15 protein-coding genes are annotated in these 16,787 nt (G+C 70.1%); 13 read left to right on the forward strand and 2 right to left on the reverse strand.

Features of this window, described 5'->3' with window-relative positions:
* Positions 1-6 precede the first annotated feature (6 nt).
* Positions 7-615 carry an ECF RNA polymerase sigma factor SigK gene (sigK, locus tag ACZ6TV_RS42455; RefSeq protein WP_465304930.1) on the forward strand — a complete coding sequence of 203 codons (609 nt, stop codon included), beginning with the start codon at positions 7-9 and terminating at the stop codon, positions 613-615.
* Complete coding sequence (locus ACZ6TV_RS42460; RefSeq protein WP_465304932.1) at positions 615-1,316, forward strand: anti-sigma factor; 702 nt, start codon at positions 615-617, stop codon at positions 1,314-1,316. Before sigK ends, ACZ6TV_RS42460 begins: the two co-directional genes overlap by 1 nt.
* On the opposite strand, the gene ACZ6TV_RS42465 is transcribed toward ACZ6TV_RS42460, so the two are convergent.
* The gene (locus tag ACZ6TV_RS42465; protein ID WP_465305064.1) at positions 1,306-2,253 is read right to left on the reverse strand and encodes an aldo/keto reductase; all 948 of its coding nucleotides are present in this window, start codon (positions 2,251-2,253) and stop codon (positions 1,306-1,308) included. The genes ACZ6TV_RS42460 and ACZ6TV_RS42465 overlap by 11 nt on opposite strands.
* 80 nt (positions 2,254-2,333) lie before the next feature.
* Between ACZ6TV_RS42465 and mqnC the strand changes: the two genes are divergently transcribed.
* Both mqnC and ACZ6TV_RS42475 read left to right on the forward strand, forming a co-directional pair.
* The gene (mqnC, locus tag ACZ6TV_RS42470) at positions 2,334-3,572 is read left to right on the forward strand and encodes a cyclic dehypoxanthinyl futalosine synthase (RefSeq protein ID WP_465304934.1); all 1,239 of its coding nucleotides are present in this window, start codon (positions 2,334-2,336) and stop codon (positions 3,570-3,572) included.
* The gene (locus ACZ6TV_RS42475; RefSeq protein ID WP_354785612.1) at positions 3,569-4,261 is read left to right on the forward strand and encodes a demethylmenaquinone methyltransferase; all 693 of its coding nucleotides are present in this window, start codon (positions 3,569-3,571) and stop codon (positions 4,259-4,261) included. Before mqnC ends, ACZ6TV_RS42475 begins: the two co-directional genes overlap by 4 nt.
* 843 nt (positions 4,262-5,104) lie before the next feature.
* Here the strand turns inward: ACZ6TV_RS42475 and ACZ6TV_RS42480 are convergent.
* Positions 5,105-5,848 carry a hypothetical protein gene (locus ACZ6TV_RS42480; protein WP_465304936.1) on the reverse strand — a complete coding sequence of 248 codons (744 nt, stop codon included), beginning with the start codon at positions 5,846-5,848 and terminating at the stop codon, positions 5,105-5,107.
* 417 nt (positions 5,849-6,265) lie between these two features.
* On the opposite strand from ACZ6TV_RS42480, the gene ACZ6TV_RS42485 reads away from it, so the two are divergent.
* From ACZ6TV_RS42485 to nuoH, 9 genes are all read left to right on the forward strand, one after another.
* Positions 6,266-7,540: a geranylgeranyl reductase family protein gene (locus ACZ6TV_RS42485; RefSeq protein WP_465304938.1), complete on the forward strand. Its 1,275-nt coding sequence runs from the start codon at positions 6,266-6,268 to the stop codon at positions 7,538-7,540.
* A 204-nt stretch (positions 7,541-7,744) separates the two neighbouring features.
* The gene (locus ACZ6TV_RS42490) at positions 7,745-8,110 is read left to right on the forward strand and encodes an NADH-quinone oxidoreductase subunit A (protein ID WP_354785618.1); all 366 of its coding nucleotides are present in this window, start codon (positions 7,745-7,747) and stop codon (positions 8,108-8,110) included.
* Positions 8,111-8,113: 3 nt separating this feature from the next.
* Positions 8,114-8,785: a NuoB/complex I 20 kDa subunit family protein gene (locus ACZ6TV_RS42495; RefSeq protein WP_033363264.1), complete on the forward strand. Its 672-nt coding sequence runs from the start codon at positions 8,114-8,116 to the stop codon at positions 8,783-8,785.
* Positions 8,782-9,480: an NADH-quinone oxidoreductase subunit C gene (locus ACZ6TV_RS42500; protein ID WP_465304941.1), complete on the forward strand. Its 699-nt coding sequence runs from the start codon at positions 8,782-8,784 to the stop codon at positions 9,478-9,480. Before ACZ6TV_RS42495 ends, ACZ6TV_RS42500 begins: the two co-directional genes overlap by 4 nt.
* Positions 9,477-10,793, forward strand: a complete 1,317-nt coding sequence (locus ACZ6TV_RS42505; protein ID WP_465304943.1) for an NADH-quinone oxidoreductase subunit D — start codon at positions 9,477-9,479, stop codon at positions 10,791-10,793. Before ACZ6TV_RS42500 ends, ACZ6TV_RS42505 begins: the two co-directional genes overlap by 4 nt.
* Positions 10,793-11,587 (forward strand): NADH-quinone oxidoreductase subunit NuoE, encoded by a 795-nt coding sequence (gene nuoE, locus ACZ6TV_RS42510; protein ID WP_465304945.1) that lies wholly within the window; start codon positions 10,793-10,795, stop codon positions 11,585-11,587. Before ACZ6TV_RS42505 ends, nuoE begins: the two co-directional genes overlap by 1 nt.
* Entirely contained in the window at positions 11,584-12,906 is a 1,323-nt protein-coding gene (gene nuoF, locus ACZ6TV_RS42515; protein WP_465304947.1) for an NADH-quinone oxidoreductase subunit NuoF, read from the forward strand. Before nuoE ends, nuoF begins: the two co-directional genes overlap by 4 nt.
* Complete coding sequence (locus ACZ6TV_RS42520; RefSeq protein WP_465304949.1) at positions 12,906-15,365, forward strand: NADH-quinone oxidoreductase subunit G; 2,460 nt, start codon at positions 12,906-12,908, stop codon at positions 15,363-15,365. Before nuoF ends, ACZ6TV_RS42520 begins: the two co-directional genes overlap by 1 nt.
* The gene (gene nuoH, locus ACZ6TV_RS42525) at positions 15,362-16,711 is read left to right on the forward strand and encodes an NADH-quinone oxidoreductase subunit NuoH (protein ID WP_465304951.1); all 1,350 of its coding nucleotides are present in this window, start codon (positions 15,362-15,364) and stop codon (positions 16,709-16,711) included. Before ACZ6TV_RS42520 ends, nuoH begins: the two co-directional genes overlap by 4 nt.
* Positions 16,712-16,787 lie beyond the last annotated feature (76 nt).

The following is a 16,787-nucleotide window of genomic DNA, read 5'->3' on the forward strand; positions in this document are numbered from 1 at the left end:
AGTGACATGAGACCCGATCACGAGGAGCTGCCCACTCAGCGGCTCGTCGCCGTGCCGACCCCGCAGCGGCGCGTCGACGCCGACGAGCTGCTCAGCCGGGTGGCCCGCGGCGACGAGCGGGCCTTCGCCGAGCTCTACGACCTGCTGTCAGCACGCGTGTACGGACTGATCCGCCGCGTCCTGCGTGACCCCGCCCAGTCCGAAGAGGTCTGCCAGGAGGTCATGGTCGAGGTGTGGCGCAACGCGGGCCGCTTCGACGGCGCCCGCGGCTCCGCGACCGCCTGGGTCTTCACGATCGCGCACCGCCGGGCCGTCGACCGCGTCCGGGCCGAGCAGGCCAGCAACGACCGGGCACAGCGGGTGGCCGCGCGCAGCGTCGACACCCCGTATGACGACGTGGTCGAGGCGGCGACCGCCCGCATCGAGCAGCAGCAGGTGCGCCGCTGCCTCGACGGCCTCACCGACCTGCAGCGCGAGGCGATCACCCTCGCGTATTACAACGGCAACAGCTACCGCGAGGTCGCCGACCTGCTCGGGGCCGCTCTGCCGACCATCAAGACACGCATGCGGGACGGTTTGATCCGGATGCGGGACTGCTTGGGGGTGGCGTTCTGATGGCCGAGACGGTGGACATCCACGCGCTGGCGGGCGCCTATGCGCTCGACGCGGTGGACGATCTGGAGCGGGCCGCGTTCGACCGGCATCTGCGGGAGTGCGGGGCGTGCGCGGTCGAGGTGGCCGAGCTGCGGGAGACCGCGTCGTGGCTGACCCATGCCGTCGCCGAGGCACCCCCCGCGCGGTTGCGGGAGTCGGTACTGGCGGAGGTCGGCCGCACGGCGCAGGAACGCCCCCGCCGGGGTGCCTCCGGCACGGGCCGGTCGCAGCGCTCGCGCCTGGTGCGGTGGACGGTCGGCGCGGTGGCGGCGGCGGTCCTGGCCGCGGGGGTCGGCGTCGGCACCTGGACGATCGCGGAGCAGAGCGTCCGGCAGGAGAACGCGCGGATCGACGCGGTCCTCGCCGCCCCGGACGCCCGCCTGGTCTCGTCCGAGATGGCGGGCGGCCGGGTGACGCTGATCGTGTCGCCTTCCCGGAACGCGGCGGTGGCGGTCCTGGACGGCCTGGCCGATCCCGGTGCCGACAAGGACTATCAGCTCTGGATGATCAGTGGGGCCGGTCCTAAGTCTGTCGGCGTCGTGCCTGGCGGGACCGGTCGGCAATACATTTCCGAGCTCGCTTTGGACTTCGCCGTCACCATCGAGCCTTCCGGCGGTTCCGAGCGGCCCACGTTGCCCGCAGTGGGTGCGATCAAGCTGTGAGGGCGGCCTCGATCGCGGCCTGATCCTCCCCGGTGGGGACCCAGGATCCGGCCGCGACGTTGGCCTTGACCTGCTCGGGGCTGGTGGCGCCGGCGATCACGCTGGCGACCGCCGGCCGCGCGGCCAGGCCACCGATCGCGACGGTCAGCAGGTCGACGCCGCGCTCCTGGGCGACCCTCTCGAGGCGCTCGATCGTGTCCCACGGCGCGGCGGCGAGGACCTTGTCGAAGCCGTCGCGCGCCAGGCGGGTGCCCTCGGGTGCGGCCTGGCCCCTCTTGTACTTGCCGGTCAGCAGGCCGTGGGCGAGCGGGAAGAACGGCAGCAGCCCGACGCCGTAGTGCTCCAGGGCGGGGACCAGGTCCTTCTCGACGCTGCGCTCCAGCAGCGAGTAGTAGTTCTGGGCGCTGACGAACGGGGTGAGACCCCTGGTCCGGGCGGTCCACGCCGCGTCGGCGGTCTGCCAGCCGCTGAAGTTCGAGTGCCCGATATATCTGACCTTTCCGGCTGCAACGGCGTCGTTGAGCGCGTCGAGGGTCTCCTCGATCGGCGTGTGCGGGTCGGGCGCGTGCAGCTGGTACAGGTCGATGTAGTCCGTGTTCAGCCGCCGCAGCGAAGCGTCGACGGCCTTCGCGATGTACCGCCGGCCGCCCCGCGCACCCCAGTCGGGCCCGTTCGCGCCGCGCGCGTCCATGCCGAACTTCGTCGCGACGACGACCTCGTCCCGCCGCTTGCCGAGCGCGGCACCGAGCGCCTCCTCGGACGCGCCCGGGGTCGCGCCGTACACGTCGGCGGTGTCGAACAGGGTGACGCCGTGGTCGATCGCGGCGTGCACGACACCCGCCGCGCGGTCCGCGTCGATGCGACCGCCGAAGTTGTTGCAGCCGATGCCTACCACGGAGACGGTGAGACCGGAGGAGCCGAGGCGTCGATAGCGCATGTCAGTCACTTGGTGATCCTAGGCACGCGAGGTTGCGGGGGCCTGCCGACGGCGAGGTGAACCCACGTAGTCTCGAAGGCGTGACGGAGACTCCGGTGATCAGCGACATCCTGCAGCGTGCGGCCGACGGCGGGCGGATCAGCGCGGAAGAGGCGCTGCTGCTCTACACCGACGCCCCGTTCCACCCGCTCGGCGAGGCGGCCGACACCGTGCGCCGCCGCCGCTACCCGGACAACGTCGTCACGTACCTCATCGACCGCAACATCAACTACACCAACGTCTGCGTCACGGCGTGCAAGTTCTGCGCCTTCTACCGGGCGCCGAAGCACTCCGAGGGCTGGACCCACGGCACCGAGGAGATCCTGCACCGCTGCCAGGAGGCCGTCGACCTCGGCGCGACCCAGGTGATGCTGCAGGGTGGCCACCACCCGGACTACGGCGTCGAGTATTACGAGGAGCTCTTCTCCGCCGTCAAGCAGGCGTTCCCCTCGCTGGTCATCCACTCGATCGGGCCCTCCGAGGTCCTGCACATGGCCAAGGTCTCCGGCGTCTCGATCGAGGACGCGATCCTGCGGATCAAGGCCGCCGGTCTCGCCTCCATCGCCGGTGCCGGCGCCGAGATGCTGCCCGAGCGCCCCCGCAAGGCCATCGCCCCGCTCAAGGAGTCCGGCGAGCGTTGGCTGGAGGTCATGACCCAGGCGCACCGCCTCGGCGTCTCCTCCACCGCCACGATGATGATGGGCACCGGCGAGACCAACGCCGAGCGCATCGAGCACCTGCGCATGATCCGCGACGTCCAGGACAAGGCGGTCGCCAACGGTTACACCGTCGAGGCCGACCTGGCCGGCACCGTCGGCGGCTTCCGGTCGTTCATCCCTTGGACGTACCAGCCGGAAAACAACCACCTGAAGGGCCGCACGCAGGCGACCAGCCTCGAATACCTGCGCATCGTCGCGGTCGCGCGGCTGTTCTTCGACAACATCCCGCACCTGCAGTCCTCGTGGCTGACCACCGGCAAGGACGTCGGCCAGGTGTCACTGCACCTCGGCGTCGACGACCTCGGCTCGATCATGCTGGAGGAAAACGTCATCTCCTCCGCCGGCGCCCGCCACCGCTCCCGCCTCACCGAGCTGGTCCAGATGATCCGCGACGCGGACCGCATCCCGGCGCAGCGCGACACGCAGTACCGCCACCTCCAGGTCCACTGGACCCCCGCCGACGACCCCACGGATGACCGCGTGCAGTCACACTTCTCCTCGATCGCCATCCCCGGCGGCGGCACCGGCCGCTCCATCCCGCTGACCCCGGTGTCCTCATGAGCCGCGCGTCGCTGGACAAGGAGCCACACGAGGTCGCCGCCATGTTCGACGGCGTAGCCAAGCGGTATGACCTCACCAACACGGTCATCTCGGGCGGCCAGGACCGCATCTGGCGCCGCGAGACCAGGCTCGCCCTCGGCCTCAAGCCCGGCGAACGCGTCCTCGACCTCGGCGCCGGCACCGGCGTCTCCACCGAGGAGCTCGCCAAGTCCGGCGCCCAGGCCGTCGGCCTCGACATCTCCATCGGCATGCTCCAGGCGGGCCACGCCAAGCGCCCCGCCGTGCCCCTCATCGCCGGCGACGCCCTCGCCCTGCCCTTCGCCGACGAGACCTTCGACGCGATCACCATCTCCTTCGCCCTGCGCAACATCGTCGACACCGACGCCGCGCTGCGCGAGATGGCCCGCGTGACGAAGCCCGGCGGCCGCCTGGTCATCTGTGAGTTCAGCCACCCGACCTGGCGCCCCTTCCGCGGCGCCTACCTCGGCTACCTCGTCAAGGCCATCCCCCAGGTGGCAAAGCGCGTCTCCAGCAACCCCGACGCCTACGTCTACCTCGCCGAATCCATCCGCGCCTGGCCAGACCAGGAATCCCTCGCCGCCCGTATCACCACCAACGGCTGGCGCAAGGTCGCCTGGCGCAACCTCACCGGCGGCGTCGTAGCCCTCCACCGAGGCTTCCGCATCTAGGCACCCGGCCAAGGGCGCTGCCCTTCGTGCGAGCCTTTCGCGCCCGGGTCAACCCGCGCGGGCGGTCGTGCGAGGCTCCCGCGCCCGGCTATGGGCGCTGGCCTTTCGTGCGAGGCGTCCCGCGTCTGGTCAACCCGCGCGGGCCGTCGTGCGAGGCACCCGGGCCGGTCAACCGGCGGTCGCGCGACGCTTCCGCACCTGGTCAATCGCGCCGGCCTTCAGCGTGGCCGACCTGCGCAGGCCGCCGTGGGACCGTCACCCGCATACGGCCGCCTAAGGAAAGGCAGGCCGGAGCTCACCCCGCCACGGCGTCGACGACCGCACCCTGGGCCGGTGCCTGCGGTGCCTGCCGTCGACATGCCTGCAGCGAAGGACGGCGGCCGAGCGGACCCCGTCTCACGATGCCGTTGCCTCGGTCGCGCCGGATCACCGTGTGAGCAGCGCCACCACCAATGTCTTGTTCGCTCCCGAACGTGACCTCCCTCGTCGAGCCGGGACCTCTCAATGGCACCGACCCGCGAAGGCCTGTGCCGCGCCACCCTGACGGCGGTCGTGCCTGACGGCGGTCACCTGCACCCGCTCTGACGGCGCTGGCTGGCCAGCGGCCACCCAACAGCGGCCACCCCAAGCAGCGGCCACCCAGACAACAGCCACCAGGACAGCTGCCACCCAAACATCGGCAGTCGGCGTGGGGCCCAGCCCGCCTGCTGGGCCCGCACGTCCCCCGAAGGGTGGTGACCGTCACTCGCGGCGGCGGCGGTGGGCGGGCTGCCGGGCGGGGTTTTCGGTGGAGCAGAGCACGGCAGGCGAAACGGCGCGCGAGCGGCAGTGGCGGCATAGCGGTCACCAGCGGACCGGGGTCAGGCGGTCCAGGTGCTGGCGCAGCTCCGCCACCACCTCCGACGGCCGGGTCGTCAGGTCGCTCCAGGAGTAGTTGACGACCGTCCAGCCCGCAGCGGCCAGCCTGGTGTGCCGCTCCCGCAACGGCGCGGGCTCCAGCTCGTCGATGCCCAGCTCGATGACCAGCTTGGCCTCGGGGAAGACCAGGTCGCCCAGGCCGATCAGCCCCCAGCGGTCGCTGATCGGCTCGTGGGGTGACCAGCCCCAGATCCCGGCCCGCTGCAGCAGCTTGCCCGCGAGCTTCTGCGCCGAGGTGCGGTTGCCCAGGGCGACCACCCGGATCAGCCTGACCAGCCGCGGGGTGCCGTGCCGGCCGGTCGCGTCGCGGATGCGGGTCGCGAGGTCTGCCATGGTCGTCCAGCACTCCTGCAGGGCGGTGGCGAGCATGGCGGACGCCGCGCCGTCGGGCAGGGCGCGGGCGCAGTCGTAGACGGTGCGGGACTGGGTGGTGACGCGCAGGCCGTCCACGACGCAGACGTCGGTCTCCGACACCTCCTGCTGCAGGACGTGCACGTGGCGCAGGCGGGGGCGCCGGGAGAGAAACGCCACGAAGGTCTCGCTGCTCGGCACCTCCCAGCCGTGCCAGCGGGCGGCGGAGGGGCCGGCGAGCACCGCGCCGGGGAGGGCGAGCTGGGCGGCGACGTCGCGCAGGCGTGGGGTGACCGGGAGCCCGCGGTCGGCGAACACGTCCCGGACGACAGCTGTCCAGTCGCCGGCCTGCAGTTTGGTCCTGATCCGCGGATTTGTATAACCGCAGCTCAAGGCCTGTGTACGAGTGAACAGTCCGCGTTGGTCAGCGGCATATGCGTCGAGCCGGTCACGGTCCGGCTGCCCGGGGTTCATGATGACCGAGGATCGTCACGCCCCGACCCACTGTCGACGCGCAACAATTTTCTGTGGATAACCCACGGCCATGATCGCGACTAGCCAACCGTCGAACTGGACCGTCCGCTGCCCTGTCGTCCGATTTGCGGATCTAGGTGACCGCTCGGGTGACAACTTAGGGTCGCCTAACCGACAGACGACCTCTTCACGGTTCTAGACTCGCAACAGACTGACTTTGTGAAGACTTTCACGAGCCTCAAGGGGCAGGAGGTGACGGCTGTGACCGAGACTCGACAAGACGCAGATGTCATCGTCGTCGGCGCCGGACCGGGCGGCTCGTCCGCCGCGTTCCACCTGGCCCGGCACGGGCTGCGGGTGCTGCTGCTGGAGAAGACCGAGTTCCCCCGGGAGAAGGTCTGCGGCGACGGCCTGACGCCGCGTGCGGTGAAGCAGCTCATCAAGATGGGCGTCGACACCACTGAGGAGAAGGGCTGGCTGCGCAACCGCGGCCTGCGCGTCATCGGCGGTGGCATCCGGCTGGAGCTCGACTGGCCAGACCTCGCCAGCTTCCCCGACTATGGCCTGACCCGCACCCGCATGGACTTCGACCAGATGCTGGCGACGGCGGCGACGGACGCGGGCGCGATCCTGCGCACGGGCACCCCGGTGACCGGTCCGATCCTCGACCGTACGGGGCGCGTGATCGGCGTGACCGCCACCGGGCCCGACAAGGAGCCGCTGGAGTTCCGCGCGCCCCTGGTCATCGCGGCCGACGGGGTTTCCGGCCGGTTCGCCCTCGCGCTGGGCATCGCCAAGCGCGAGGACCGGCCGATGGGTGTCGCCGTTCGTCAGTATTTCCGCAGTGACGCCCGGCACGACGACGACTATCTGGAGTCGTGGCTGGAGCTGCGCAGCAAGGAGTCCGGCGACAAGCTGCTGCCCGGCTATGGCTGGATCTTCGGGCTCGGCGACGGCCGGGTCAATGTCGGCCTCGGCGTGCTCAACAGCAGCGTGGCCTATGGCAAGACCAACTACAAGAACCTGCTGTCGGACTGGGTCGCCAACACGCCGGCGGAGTGGGGCCTGGCCGACCCGGCCAACGCCGAGGGCAAGCCGCAGGGCGCCGCACTGCCGATGGGCTTCAACCGGGTGCCGCACTACACCCGGGGCGTGCTGCTGGTCGGTGACACCGGCGGCATGGTCAACCCGTTCAACGGCGAGGGCATCGCCTATGCGATGGAGTCCGGCGAGCTGGCGGCGGAGATCGCCATCCAGGCGCTGGCCCGCCCGCAGGGCACCTCGCGCGAGCGGGTGCTCGCCAACTACCCCGCCGAGCTCAAGGCGCGCTACGGCGGTTATTACCGGCTCGGCAACATCTTCGTGAAGCTCATCGGCAACCCGCAGGTGATGCGGATGGCCACCAAGCACGGCATGCCACACCCCATGCTCATGCGGTTCGTCCTGAAGCTCCTCGCCAACCTCACGGACCCGCGAGGCGGCGACGCCATGGACCGCGTGATCAACGCGATGACCCGCGTAGCACCCGCCGCCTGACGCAAGCGCAGGCAAAGCACAGAAGCAAAGCACGGAAGCCTGACAAACAGGTGCACAACCCGAAAACCGCAACTGAGCTGCCAAAAGCACTGCCCCGGACGAAGCCGTCCGAAGCTCACCGAATACTGTCTAAACCGCATACAGCTTGAGTGGTCCCCAGGGGCGGCAGCCCCGCCGGGCTCGCCGAAAGGACGGAGCAGCACGATGTCGCTCGCGCCGTACGTACCTATCCTTGGACTCTTCGCCCTCGCCGCGGGGTTCGCCCTGTTCTCGGTGGCGGCGGCGCCGTTCGTCGGGCCACGCCGCTTCAACAAGGCGAAGCTCGACGCCTACGAGTGCGGCATCGAGCCCACTCCGCAGCCCGTCGGCGGTGGTCGCTTCCCGGTCAAGTTCTACCTGACCGCGATGCTCTTCATCGTCTTCGACATCGAGATCATCTTCCTGTACCCGTGGGCCGTGAACTTCGGCATGCTCGGGCTCTTCGGGTTCGTGGAGATGGTCCTGTTCATCGTCACGGTGTTCGTCGCGTTCGCCTACGTGTGGCGGCGCGGCGGGCTGGATTGGGACTGAGCCATGGGCATCGAGGAAAAGGTACCTACCGGCGTTCTGCTGACCACCGTCGAGAAGCTGGTCAACTGGTCGCGCAAGGCGAGCTTCTGGCCCGCCACATTCGGTCTGGCCTGCTGCGCCATCGAGATGATGGCGACCGGCGCCGCCCGCTACGACCTGGCGCGCTTCGGCATGGAGGTCTTCCGGGCCAGCCCCCGCCAGGCCGACCTGATGATCGTCGCCGGCCGGGTCAGCCAGAAGATGGCCCCGGTCCTGCGCCAGATCTACGACCAGATGCCGGAGCCCCGCTGGGTGCTCTCGATGGGCGTCTGCGCGTCCAGCGGCGGCATGTTCAACAACTACGCGATCGTGCAGGGAGTCGATCACATCGTGCCCGTCGACATGTATCTGCCGGGCTGCCCGCCGCGCCCCGAGATGCTGATCGACGCGATCCTGCGGCTGCACGACAAGGTCATGGCCGAGCCGCTCGGTGACCGCCGGCGCCGCATGATCGAGGCGCGGGTCGAGCGCGACGGCGCGCCGATCGTGGCCCCGGGTGCGATGCCGTCGAGCTACCGCTTCGACAAGGCCAAGCGCGCCGAGTGGACCAAGGCCGTCGCCCAGGGCCGCGAGGAGCAGCTGCGCATCCAGAAGTGGATGGAAGAGCGGGCGAACCTGTCCGGAGGAGCGAAGTGACTGAGGTAGAACCGGTCGGCGCCGAACTCGGCGCCCCGGCGCAGCTTCCGCCGTCCGGCGCCGCCGGGCGGGGCATGTTCGGCGTGCAGGGCACCGGCGACACGTCCGGCTTCGGCGGTCTGCGCCGGCGCCGGGAGGTCGAGCTGGACTCGCCCCGGCCGTTCGGCGGCTATTTCGACGAGGTCGTCGACAGCCTCGAGGAGGCCTACCCGGGCTTCAACGACGCGATCGAGCGGGTCGTCGTCGACCGCGGCGAGCTGACGCTGCACATCGTGCCCGAGCGCATCGCCGAGGTCGCGCAGATCATGCGGGACGACCCGGCGCTGCGCTTCGAGCTGCTCTCGTCGGTGTCCGGCGTGGACTACCTGGGCTCCGACGGCCGCCGGCTGCACGCCGTCTATCACCTGACCTCGATGACGTTCCGCCGCCGCATCCGGCTGGAGTCGGCGGTCACCGCCGAGGACCCGCACCTGCCGAGCGTCACGCAGATCTACCCGACCGCCGACTGGCAGGAGCGGGAGACGTACGACATGTTCGGCATCGTCTTCGACGGCCACCCCAACCTGACCCGCATCCTCATGCCCGACGACTGGGAGGGCTTCCCGCAGCGGAAGGACTACCCGCTCGGCGGCGTGCCGGTCGAGTACAAGGGCGCCGAGATCCCACCGCCGGACCAGCGGAGGAGTTACCAGTGACCACCGATTACGCAAGCTCCCGGGAGACCACGGAAGGCAAGGTCTTCACCGTCACCGGCGGCGACTGGGACACGGTCGTCAACGAGGCGGGCTCCGAGGAGCGCATCGTCGTCAACATGGGGCCGCAGCACCCGTCGACCCACGGCGTGCTCCGCCTGGTCCTGGAGCTCGAGGGCGAGACGGTCATCGAGGCCCGGACCGTCGTCGGCTACCTGCACACCGGCATCGAGAAGAACCTCGAGTTCCGCAACTGGACGCAGGGCACCACGTTCGTCACGCGCATGGACTACCTGGCGCCGATCTTCAACGAGACCGGCTACTGCATGGCGGTGGAGAAGCTCCTCGGCATCGAGGACCAGATCACCGACCGCGCCAAGACCATCCGCGTCCTGATGATGGAGCTCAACCGGGTCGCCTCCCACCTCGTGTGGCTCGCGACGACCGGCATGGAGCTCGGCGCCCTGTCGATGATGATCTACGGGTTCCGCGAGCGGGAGTACATCCTCGACATCTTCGAGATGATCTCCGGTCTGCGCATGAACATGGCGTACGTGCGGCCCGGCGGCGTCGCGCAGGACGTCCCCGAGGAGGCCCTCGCCAAGATCCGCGAGTTCCTCGGCTGGATGCCCGAGCGCATCGACATGTACGAGGACCTCCTCTCGGGCAACACGATCTGGCGCGAGCGCACCCAGGGTGTCGCGGTGCTGGACGTGACCGGCTGCCTGGCGCTGGGGATCACCGGCCCGGTCCTGCGGTCCGCGGGCCTCGGCTGGGACATCCGCAAGCAGCAGCCGTACCTCGGCTACGAGACCTACGACTTCGAGGTCCCCACCGAGCCGACCGGCGACGCGTGGGGCCGGTACATGGTGCGCCTCAACGAGATGCGCCAGTCGGTGCGGATCATCCAGCAGGCCATGGACCGTCTCGAGCCGGGCCCGATCATGATCGCCGACAAGAAGATCGCCTGGCCGGCGCAGCTGGCCATCGGCGGCGACGGCCTCGGCAACTCCCTCGACCACGTCGCGAAGATCATGGGCCAGTCGATGGAGGCCCTGATCCACCACTTCAAGCTGGTCACCGAGGGCTTCCGGGTCCCGCCCGGCCAGGTGTACGTGCCGCTCGAGGCGCCCCGCGGCGAGCTCGGCGTGCACGCGGTCTCCGACGGCGGCACCCGCCCTTACCGGGTGCACTACCGCGAGCCCAGCTTCGTCAACCTGCAGGCGATTCCGGCGATGGCCGAGGGCGGGCTGCTCGCCGACGTCATCGTGGGCGGCGCCTCGCTCGACCCCGTCATGGGTGGGTGTGATCGTTAATGGCGTTCAGTGAGGTCACGCGCGAACGCGCGCGGCAGATCATCGCGCGGTATCCCGAGGGCCGTTCGCGCTCGGCGCTCCTGCCGCTGCTGCACCTGGTGCAGTCGGAGCAGGGGTATGTCTCGCCGGAGGGCATCGCCTTCTGCGCCGAGGTCCTGAACATCACCAAGGCGCAGGTCGGCGCCGTGGCGACGTTCTACACCATGTACAAGCGCAAGCCGACCGGCGATTGGCTGGTCTCCGTCTGTACCAACACCATGTGCGGCGTCCTCGGCGGCGACAAGGCCTACGAGGCGCTGCACGACTACCTGGGCGTCGGGCACGACGAGACGACCGCGGACGGCAAGATCACGCTCGAGCACGCCGAGTGCCTGGCCGCGTGCGACTACGCCCCGGTGATGACGGTCAACTACGAGTTCTTCGACCAGATCACCGAGGACAGCGCGCTCACCCTGGTCAAGCAGTTGCAGAACGGGGAGCGCCCGCAGCCGACCCGCGGCACCCGGCTCTGCACGCTCAAGGAGATGGCGGTCCAGCTGGCCGGCTTCGCCGACGACCGGGGCGACGACGTCATCGCCGACGGCCCCGCGGGCGAGCCGACCCTCGCCGGCAACCGGCTCGCGGAGCGCTTCGGGATCGCGGTGCCGGGCTTCGACCCTGAGACGCCGATCGCCAAGAAGGAAGAGTCGGCGCCGAAGCCGACCGAGACGATGCCGAAGGCCGCCTCGGACGCCAAGCCGGCCGACGACGGTCCCACGCCTCAGAAAGACGCAGTGAAGGAGGCGAAGGCGTGACCCTCGACTACCAGCCCTCGCAGGAGTCGCTGTCGAAGCTGACGCCGGTGCTCACCAAGCGCTGGCTGTCGCCCGACGCGTGGAAGATCGACGTGTACGAGCGGCTCGACGGCTACACGGCACTGCGCAAGGCGTTCAAGGCGCACCCCGACGAGCTGATCCAGCTGGTCAAGGACTCGGGCCTGCGCGGCCGCGGCGGCGCCGGCTTCCCCACCGGCATGAAGTGGGGCTTCATCCCGCAGAACGACGGCAAGCCGCACTACCTCGTGGTCAACGCCGACGAGGGCGAGCCGGGCACCTGCAAGGACCTGCCGCTCATGATGGCGGACCCGCACGCGCTGGTGGAAGGCGTCATCATCGCCTCCTACGCGATCCGGGCCAACTTCGCCGCGATCTACATCCGCGGTGAGGCAGTGCACTCCGCCCGCCGGCTGCGTGCCGCGGTCGAGCAGGCATATGCCAAGGGGTACCTCGGCAAGAACATCCTCGGCAGCGGCTTCGACCTCGACCTGGTCGTCCACAGTGGAGCCGGCGCCTACATCTGCGGCGAGGAAACCGCCCTGCTGGACTCGCTGGAGGGCTACCGCGGCCAGCCCCGGCTGCGCCCGCCGTTCCCCGCGACGCACGGGCTCTACGCCTCGCCGACGGTCGTCAACAACGTCGAGACGATCGCCAGCGTTCCGTACATCGTCCTCGGCGGCTCGGCCTGGTTCCGCAGCATGGGCACCGAGAAGTCGCCCGGCCCGAAGATCTACTCGATCTCCGGGCGGGTCAACAACCCCGGCCAGTTCGAGTGCGGTCTCGGCGTCACGCTGCGGCAGCTCATCGACCTGGCCGGCGGCATGCAGGCCGGCCACGAGCTGAAGTTCTGGACGCCGGGCGGCTCGTCGACGCCGATGCTCACCGACGAGCACCTCGACACGCCGATGGACTTCGAAGGCATGATGAGCGTCGGCACGATGCTCGGCACCACCGCCGTCCAGGTGTTCTCCAACCAGGACGACATCGTCTACGCGACCTACCGGTGGATCGCCTTCTACCACCACGAGTCCTGCGGCAAGTGCACCCCGTGCCGTGAAGGCAACTATTGGATGGTGCGGATCCTGCACCGCATCCTCGCCGGCCAGGGCACCCACCAGGACCTCGACACCCTGCTGGACGCCTGCGACAACCTGCTCGGGCGCTCGTTCTGCGCGCTCGGCGACGGTGCGACCAGCCCGGTGACGTCCTCGATCAAGTACTTCAAGCAGGACTACCTGGACTACATCGAGGGCCGCAAGTCCCCGATGTTCAAGGGCGAACTGGTAGGAGCCCACTGATGACGGACGTCGTTCCGAAGGTCGACACGGTCAAGCTGACCATCGACGGCATCGAGGTCGAGGCACCCAAGGGCGCCCTCGTCATCCGGGCCGCCGAGCAGATCGGCATCTCCATCCCCCGCTTCTGCGACCACCCGCTGCTGGCTCCCGCCGGCGCGTGCCGCCAGTGCCTCGTGGACGTGGAGGGCCAGCGCAAGCCGGTCGCCTCCTGCACGCAGCCGGTGGCCGAGGGCATGGTGGTCCGCACCCAGGTGACCTCCGAAGTGGCCAAGAAGGCCCAAGAGGGCATCATGGAGTTCCTCCTGATCAACCACCCGCTGGACTGCCCGGTCTGCGACAAGGGCGGCGAGTGCCCCCTGCAGAACCAGGCGATGAGCAACGGCCAGTCCGAGAGCCGGTTCGTCGAGCACAAGCGGGAATACCCGAAGCCGCTGCCGATCAGCACCCAGGTGCTGCTCGACCGCGAGCGGTGCGTGCTGTGCCAGCGCTGCACCCGCTTCTCCGACGAGATCGCCGGTGACAAGTTCATCGACCTGATGGAGCGTTCGTCCAACGAGCAGATCGGCGTCTTCCGGGGCAACCCGGAGTCGCCCGAAGACGACGCCCCCTTCAACTCGTACTTCTCCGGCAACACGATCCAGATCTGCCCCGTCGGCGCGCTGACCAGCGCGCAGTACCGCTTCCGGGCCCGGCCGTTCGACCTGGTCTCCACGCCGAACGCGTGTGAGCACTGCGCCGCCGGCTGCGACCAGCGGGCCGACCACCGCCGCGGCAAGGTCATGCGCCGCCTGGCCGGTGACGACCCGGCGGTCAACGAGGAGTGGAACTGCGACAAGGGCCGCTTCGCGTTCCAGTACACCAACGCCACCGACCGGCTGACCAAGCCGCTGGTGCGCGACGCGAAGACCGGTGAGCTGCGCGAGGCGAGCTGGCCCGAGGCCCTCACGGTCGCGGCCGCCGGCCTCGCCGCGGCGAAGGACAACGGCGGCGTCGGCGTCCTCACCGGCGGCCGGCTGACGGTCGAGGACGCGTTCGCGTACTCGAAGTTCGCCCGGGTCGCGCTCGGCACCAACGACATCGACTTCCGGGCCCGCCCGCTGTCCGCCGAGGAGACCGAGTTCCTCGGCTCGTCGGTGGCCGGCCGTGTCGACGTCACGTACGCCGACATCGAGCGGGCCGGCGCGGTCGTCTTCGTCGGGCTGGAGCCCGAAGAAGAGTGCCCGATCATCTACCTGCGGGCCCGCAAGACCTACCTGAAGCGGGGACTGGCCAGCTACGCGCTCGCCCCGTTCGTCAGCCGCGGGTTCGAGAAGCTCGGCGCCACCGTCATCCTCACCGCGCCCGGCGCCGAGGCGGAGGTGCTCGGCACGTCCGAGCAGCTGCGCGAGGCGCTGTCGGCCGAGGGCGCGATCCTCTTCGTCGGCGAGCGGCTGGCGGGCGTCGAGGGCGGCCTGTCCGCCGCGGCGCGGGTCGCTGAGGAGACCGGGGCGAAGCTGGCCTGGGTGCCGCGACGCGCGGGTGACCGCGGTGCGGTGGAGGCCGGTGCGCTGCCGACCCTCCTGCCCGGTGGCCGTCCGGTGTACGACCCGGCGGCGCGCAGCGAGGTCGCGGCGGCGTGGCAGCTCGACGCGGGCGTTCTGCCCAGCGCGTCGGGTCGCGACACGGACGCGATCATCGCGGCCGCGAAGGCCGGTCAGCTCGGCGGCCTGCTCGTCGGCGGGGTCGACCCGGCCGACCTGGCCGACCCGATCGCCGCCGAGGAGGCGCTCGCCGCCGTCGGCTTCGTGGTCAGTCTCGAGCTTCGGCTCAGCAGTGTCGCGAAGCGCGCCGACGTGGTCCTGCCGATCGCCCCCGCGGTCGAGAAGACCGGCGCCTACGTCAACTGGGAAGGCCGGGTCCGCCCGTTCGGCACGGTGCTCAAGACCGCCGCGATGAGCGACGCCCGCGTCCTGGACGCGCTCGGTCGCGAGCTCGGCATCGAGCTGGGCGTCGGCGACGTCACCGCGGCGCGGGCGCAGCTCGCAACGCTCGCGGACCTGCCGCTGCCCGGCACCGCCGAGTCCGGCACCGCCCTGCGCGGCAGCGTCCGGGCCGAGGTCCCGACGGTCGCCGCCGGCTCGGCGGCATCGCCGACGAGCGGCCAGGCGGTCCTGGCGTCGTGGCACCACCTGCTCGACAACGGTTCGCTGCAGGACGGCGACGGCCACCTGGCCGGCACCGCCCGCACGCCGGTCGCGCGGATCTCCAAGAGCACCGCCGCCGACCTCGGGGTCGTCGACGGTGACGCGGTGACGGTCGGCACCGGGCGGGGCGCGATCACCCTGCCGGCGCTGGTCACCGACATGGTCGACGGGGTCGTCTGGGTCCCGACGAACTCACCCGGCTCGACCCTGCGCCGCACGCTCGGCGTCGCCGAAGGTGCGCTGGTCGAGATCAGCACTGGGGGTACCAAATCATGATCCTCGCCGAGAACCTCGACCAGTTCGGCAAAGACCCCTGGTGGCTGGTGCTCGCCAAGGTCGTCGTGATCTTCGCGTTCCTGGTCGTCATGACGCTCTTCGCCATCTGGTACGAGCGCAAGGTCGTCGCCCGGATGCAGGTCCGGCCCGGCCCCAACCGCAACGGCCCCTTCGGCCTGCTCCAGTCGCTCGCCGACGGCCTGAAGCTGGCGTTCAAGGAAGACATCATGCCGCGGCTCGCGGACAAGGTCGTCTTCTTCTTCGCGCCGGTGATCTCCACGATCTGCGCGTTCACCGCGTTCTCGGTGATCCCGTTCGGCCCGACGGTGTCGATCTTCGGTACGCACAGCCCGCTGCAGCTCACCGACATCCCGGTGGCGGTCCTGCTGGTGCTGGCCTGCTCGTCGATGGGCATCTACGGCGTCGTCCTCGGCGGCTGGGCCTCCGGCTCGACCTACCCGCTGCTCGGTGGCCTGCGCTCCAGCGCCCAGATGATCTCCTACGAGGTCGCGATGGGCCTGTCGATCGTCTCGGTCTTCCTGGTGTCGGGCACGATGTCCACCTCGCAGATCGTCGAGGGGCAGGCCGGCAACGGCACCGTCGACATCGGCGGCTGGCAGGCGGACCTTCCCGCCTGGTACGGCATCCTGCTCATCCCGAGCTTCCTCATCTACTTCACCGCCGCGGTCGGCGAGACCAACCGGGCCCCGTTCGACCTTCCCGAGGCCGAGTCGGAGCTCGTCGGTGGCTTCCACACCGAGTACTCCTCGCTGAAGTTCGCGCTGTTCTTCCTCGCCGAGTACGTCAACATGGTCACCGTCTCCGGCCTGTGCACGACGCTGTTCCTCGGCGGCTGGCGGGCACCGTGGCCGATCTCGCTGTGGGACGGCGCCAACCAGGGCTGGTGGCCGGTCCTCTGGTTCACCATCAAGGTCCTGCTGCTGCTGTTCGTCTTCGTGTGGCTGCGCGGCACGCTGCCCCGCCTCCGCTACGACCAGTTCATGCGGTTCGGCTGGAAGGTCCTGATCCCGGCCAACCTGATCTGGATCCTGACCCTCGCCGGCATCCTGCTGACGATCAACAGCGACAGCCTCAGCTCCGGCGCCAAGTTCGGCGTCTCCGTCGCGATCATCGTCGCGGCCCTGGCGCTCGGCTTCGTCGCGATCGCGATGTCGCGCCGCAACAAGCAGGTCGTCGAGATCCCGAAGGCGCACCCCGGCGGCCGCGTCGGTGGCAGCAAGGGCTTCCCGCTGCCGCCGATGAACCTCGAGGTCCCGCCCAGCCCGCGGGCCAAGCGCGTGATCGTCGAGCGGGAGCCCGTCTCGACCGGCAAGGAGAAGGCATGAGCGGCCAGCGGAGCGGCTCGGGCCGCTCATCATGTGACGGTTTGAGCTCAGGCCGACGCCGGAGCGCAGCGGAGGT

This window comes from Dactylosporangium sp. NPDC051087 (genome assembly GCF_055586325.1).

What these genes read in the sequence shown, in the direction of transcription:
- ACZ6TV_RS42465 (WP_465305064.1), bottom strand. Translation starts at nt 2,253, where the DNA reads ATGCGCTATCGACGCCTCGGCTCCTCCGGTCTCACCGTCTCCGTGGTA.
- ACZ6TV_RS42460 (WP_465304932.1), top strand. Translation starts at nt 615, where the DNA reads ATGGCCGAGACGGTGGACATCCACGCGCTGGCGGGCGCCTATGCGCTC.
- nuoE (WP_465304945.1), top strand. Translation starts at nt 10,793, where the DNA reads ATGGCGTTCAGTGAGGTCACGCGCGAACGCGCGCGGCAGATCATCGCG.
- sigK (WP_465304930.1), top strand. Translation starts at nt 7, where the DNA reads ATGAGACCCGATCACGAGGAGCTGCCCACTCAGCGGCTCGTCGCCGTG.
- nuoH (WP_465304951.1), top strand. Translation starts at nt 15,362, where the DNA reads ATGATCCTCGCCGAGAACCTCGACCAGTTCGGCAAAGACCCCTGGTGG.
- ACZ6TV_RS42495 (WP_033363264.1), top strand. Translation starts at nt 8,114, where the DNA reads ATGGGCATCGAGGAAAAGGTACCTACCGGCGTTCTGCTGACCACCGTC.
- ACZ6TV_RS42475 (WP_354785612.1), top strand. Translation starts at nt 3,569, where the DNA reads ATGAGCCGCGCGTCGCTGGACAAGGAGCCACACGAGGTCGCCGCCATG.
- ACZ6TV_RS42490 (WP_354785618.1), top strand. Translation starts at nt 7,745, where the DNA reads ATGTCGCTCGCGCCGTACGTACCTATCCTTGGACTCTTCGCCCTCGCC.
- ACZ6TV_RS42520 (WP_465304949.1), top strand. Translation starts at nt 12,906, where the DNA reads ATGACGGACGTCGTTCCGAAGGTCGACACGGTCAAGCTGACCATCGAC.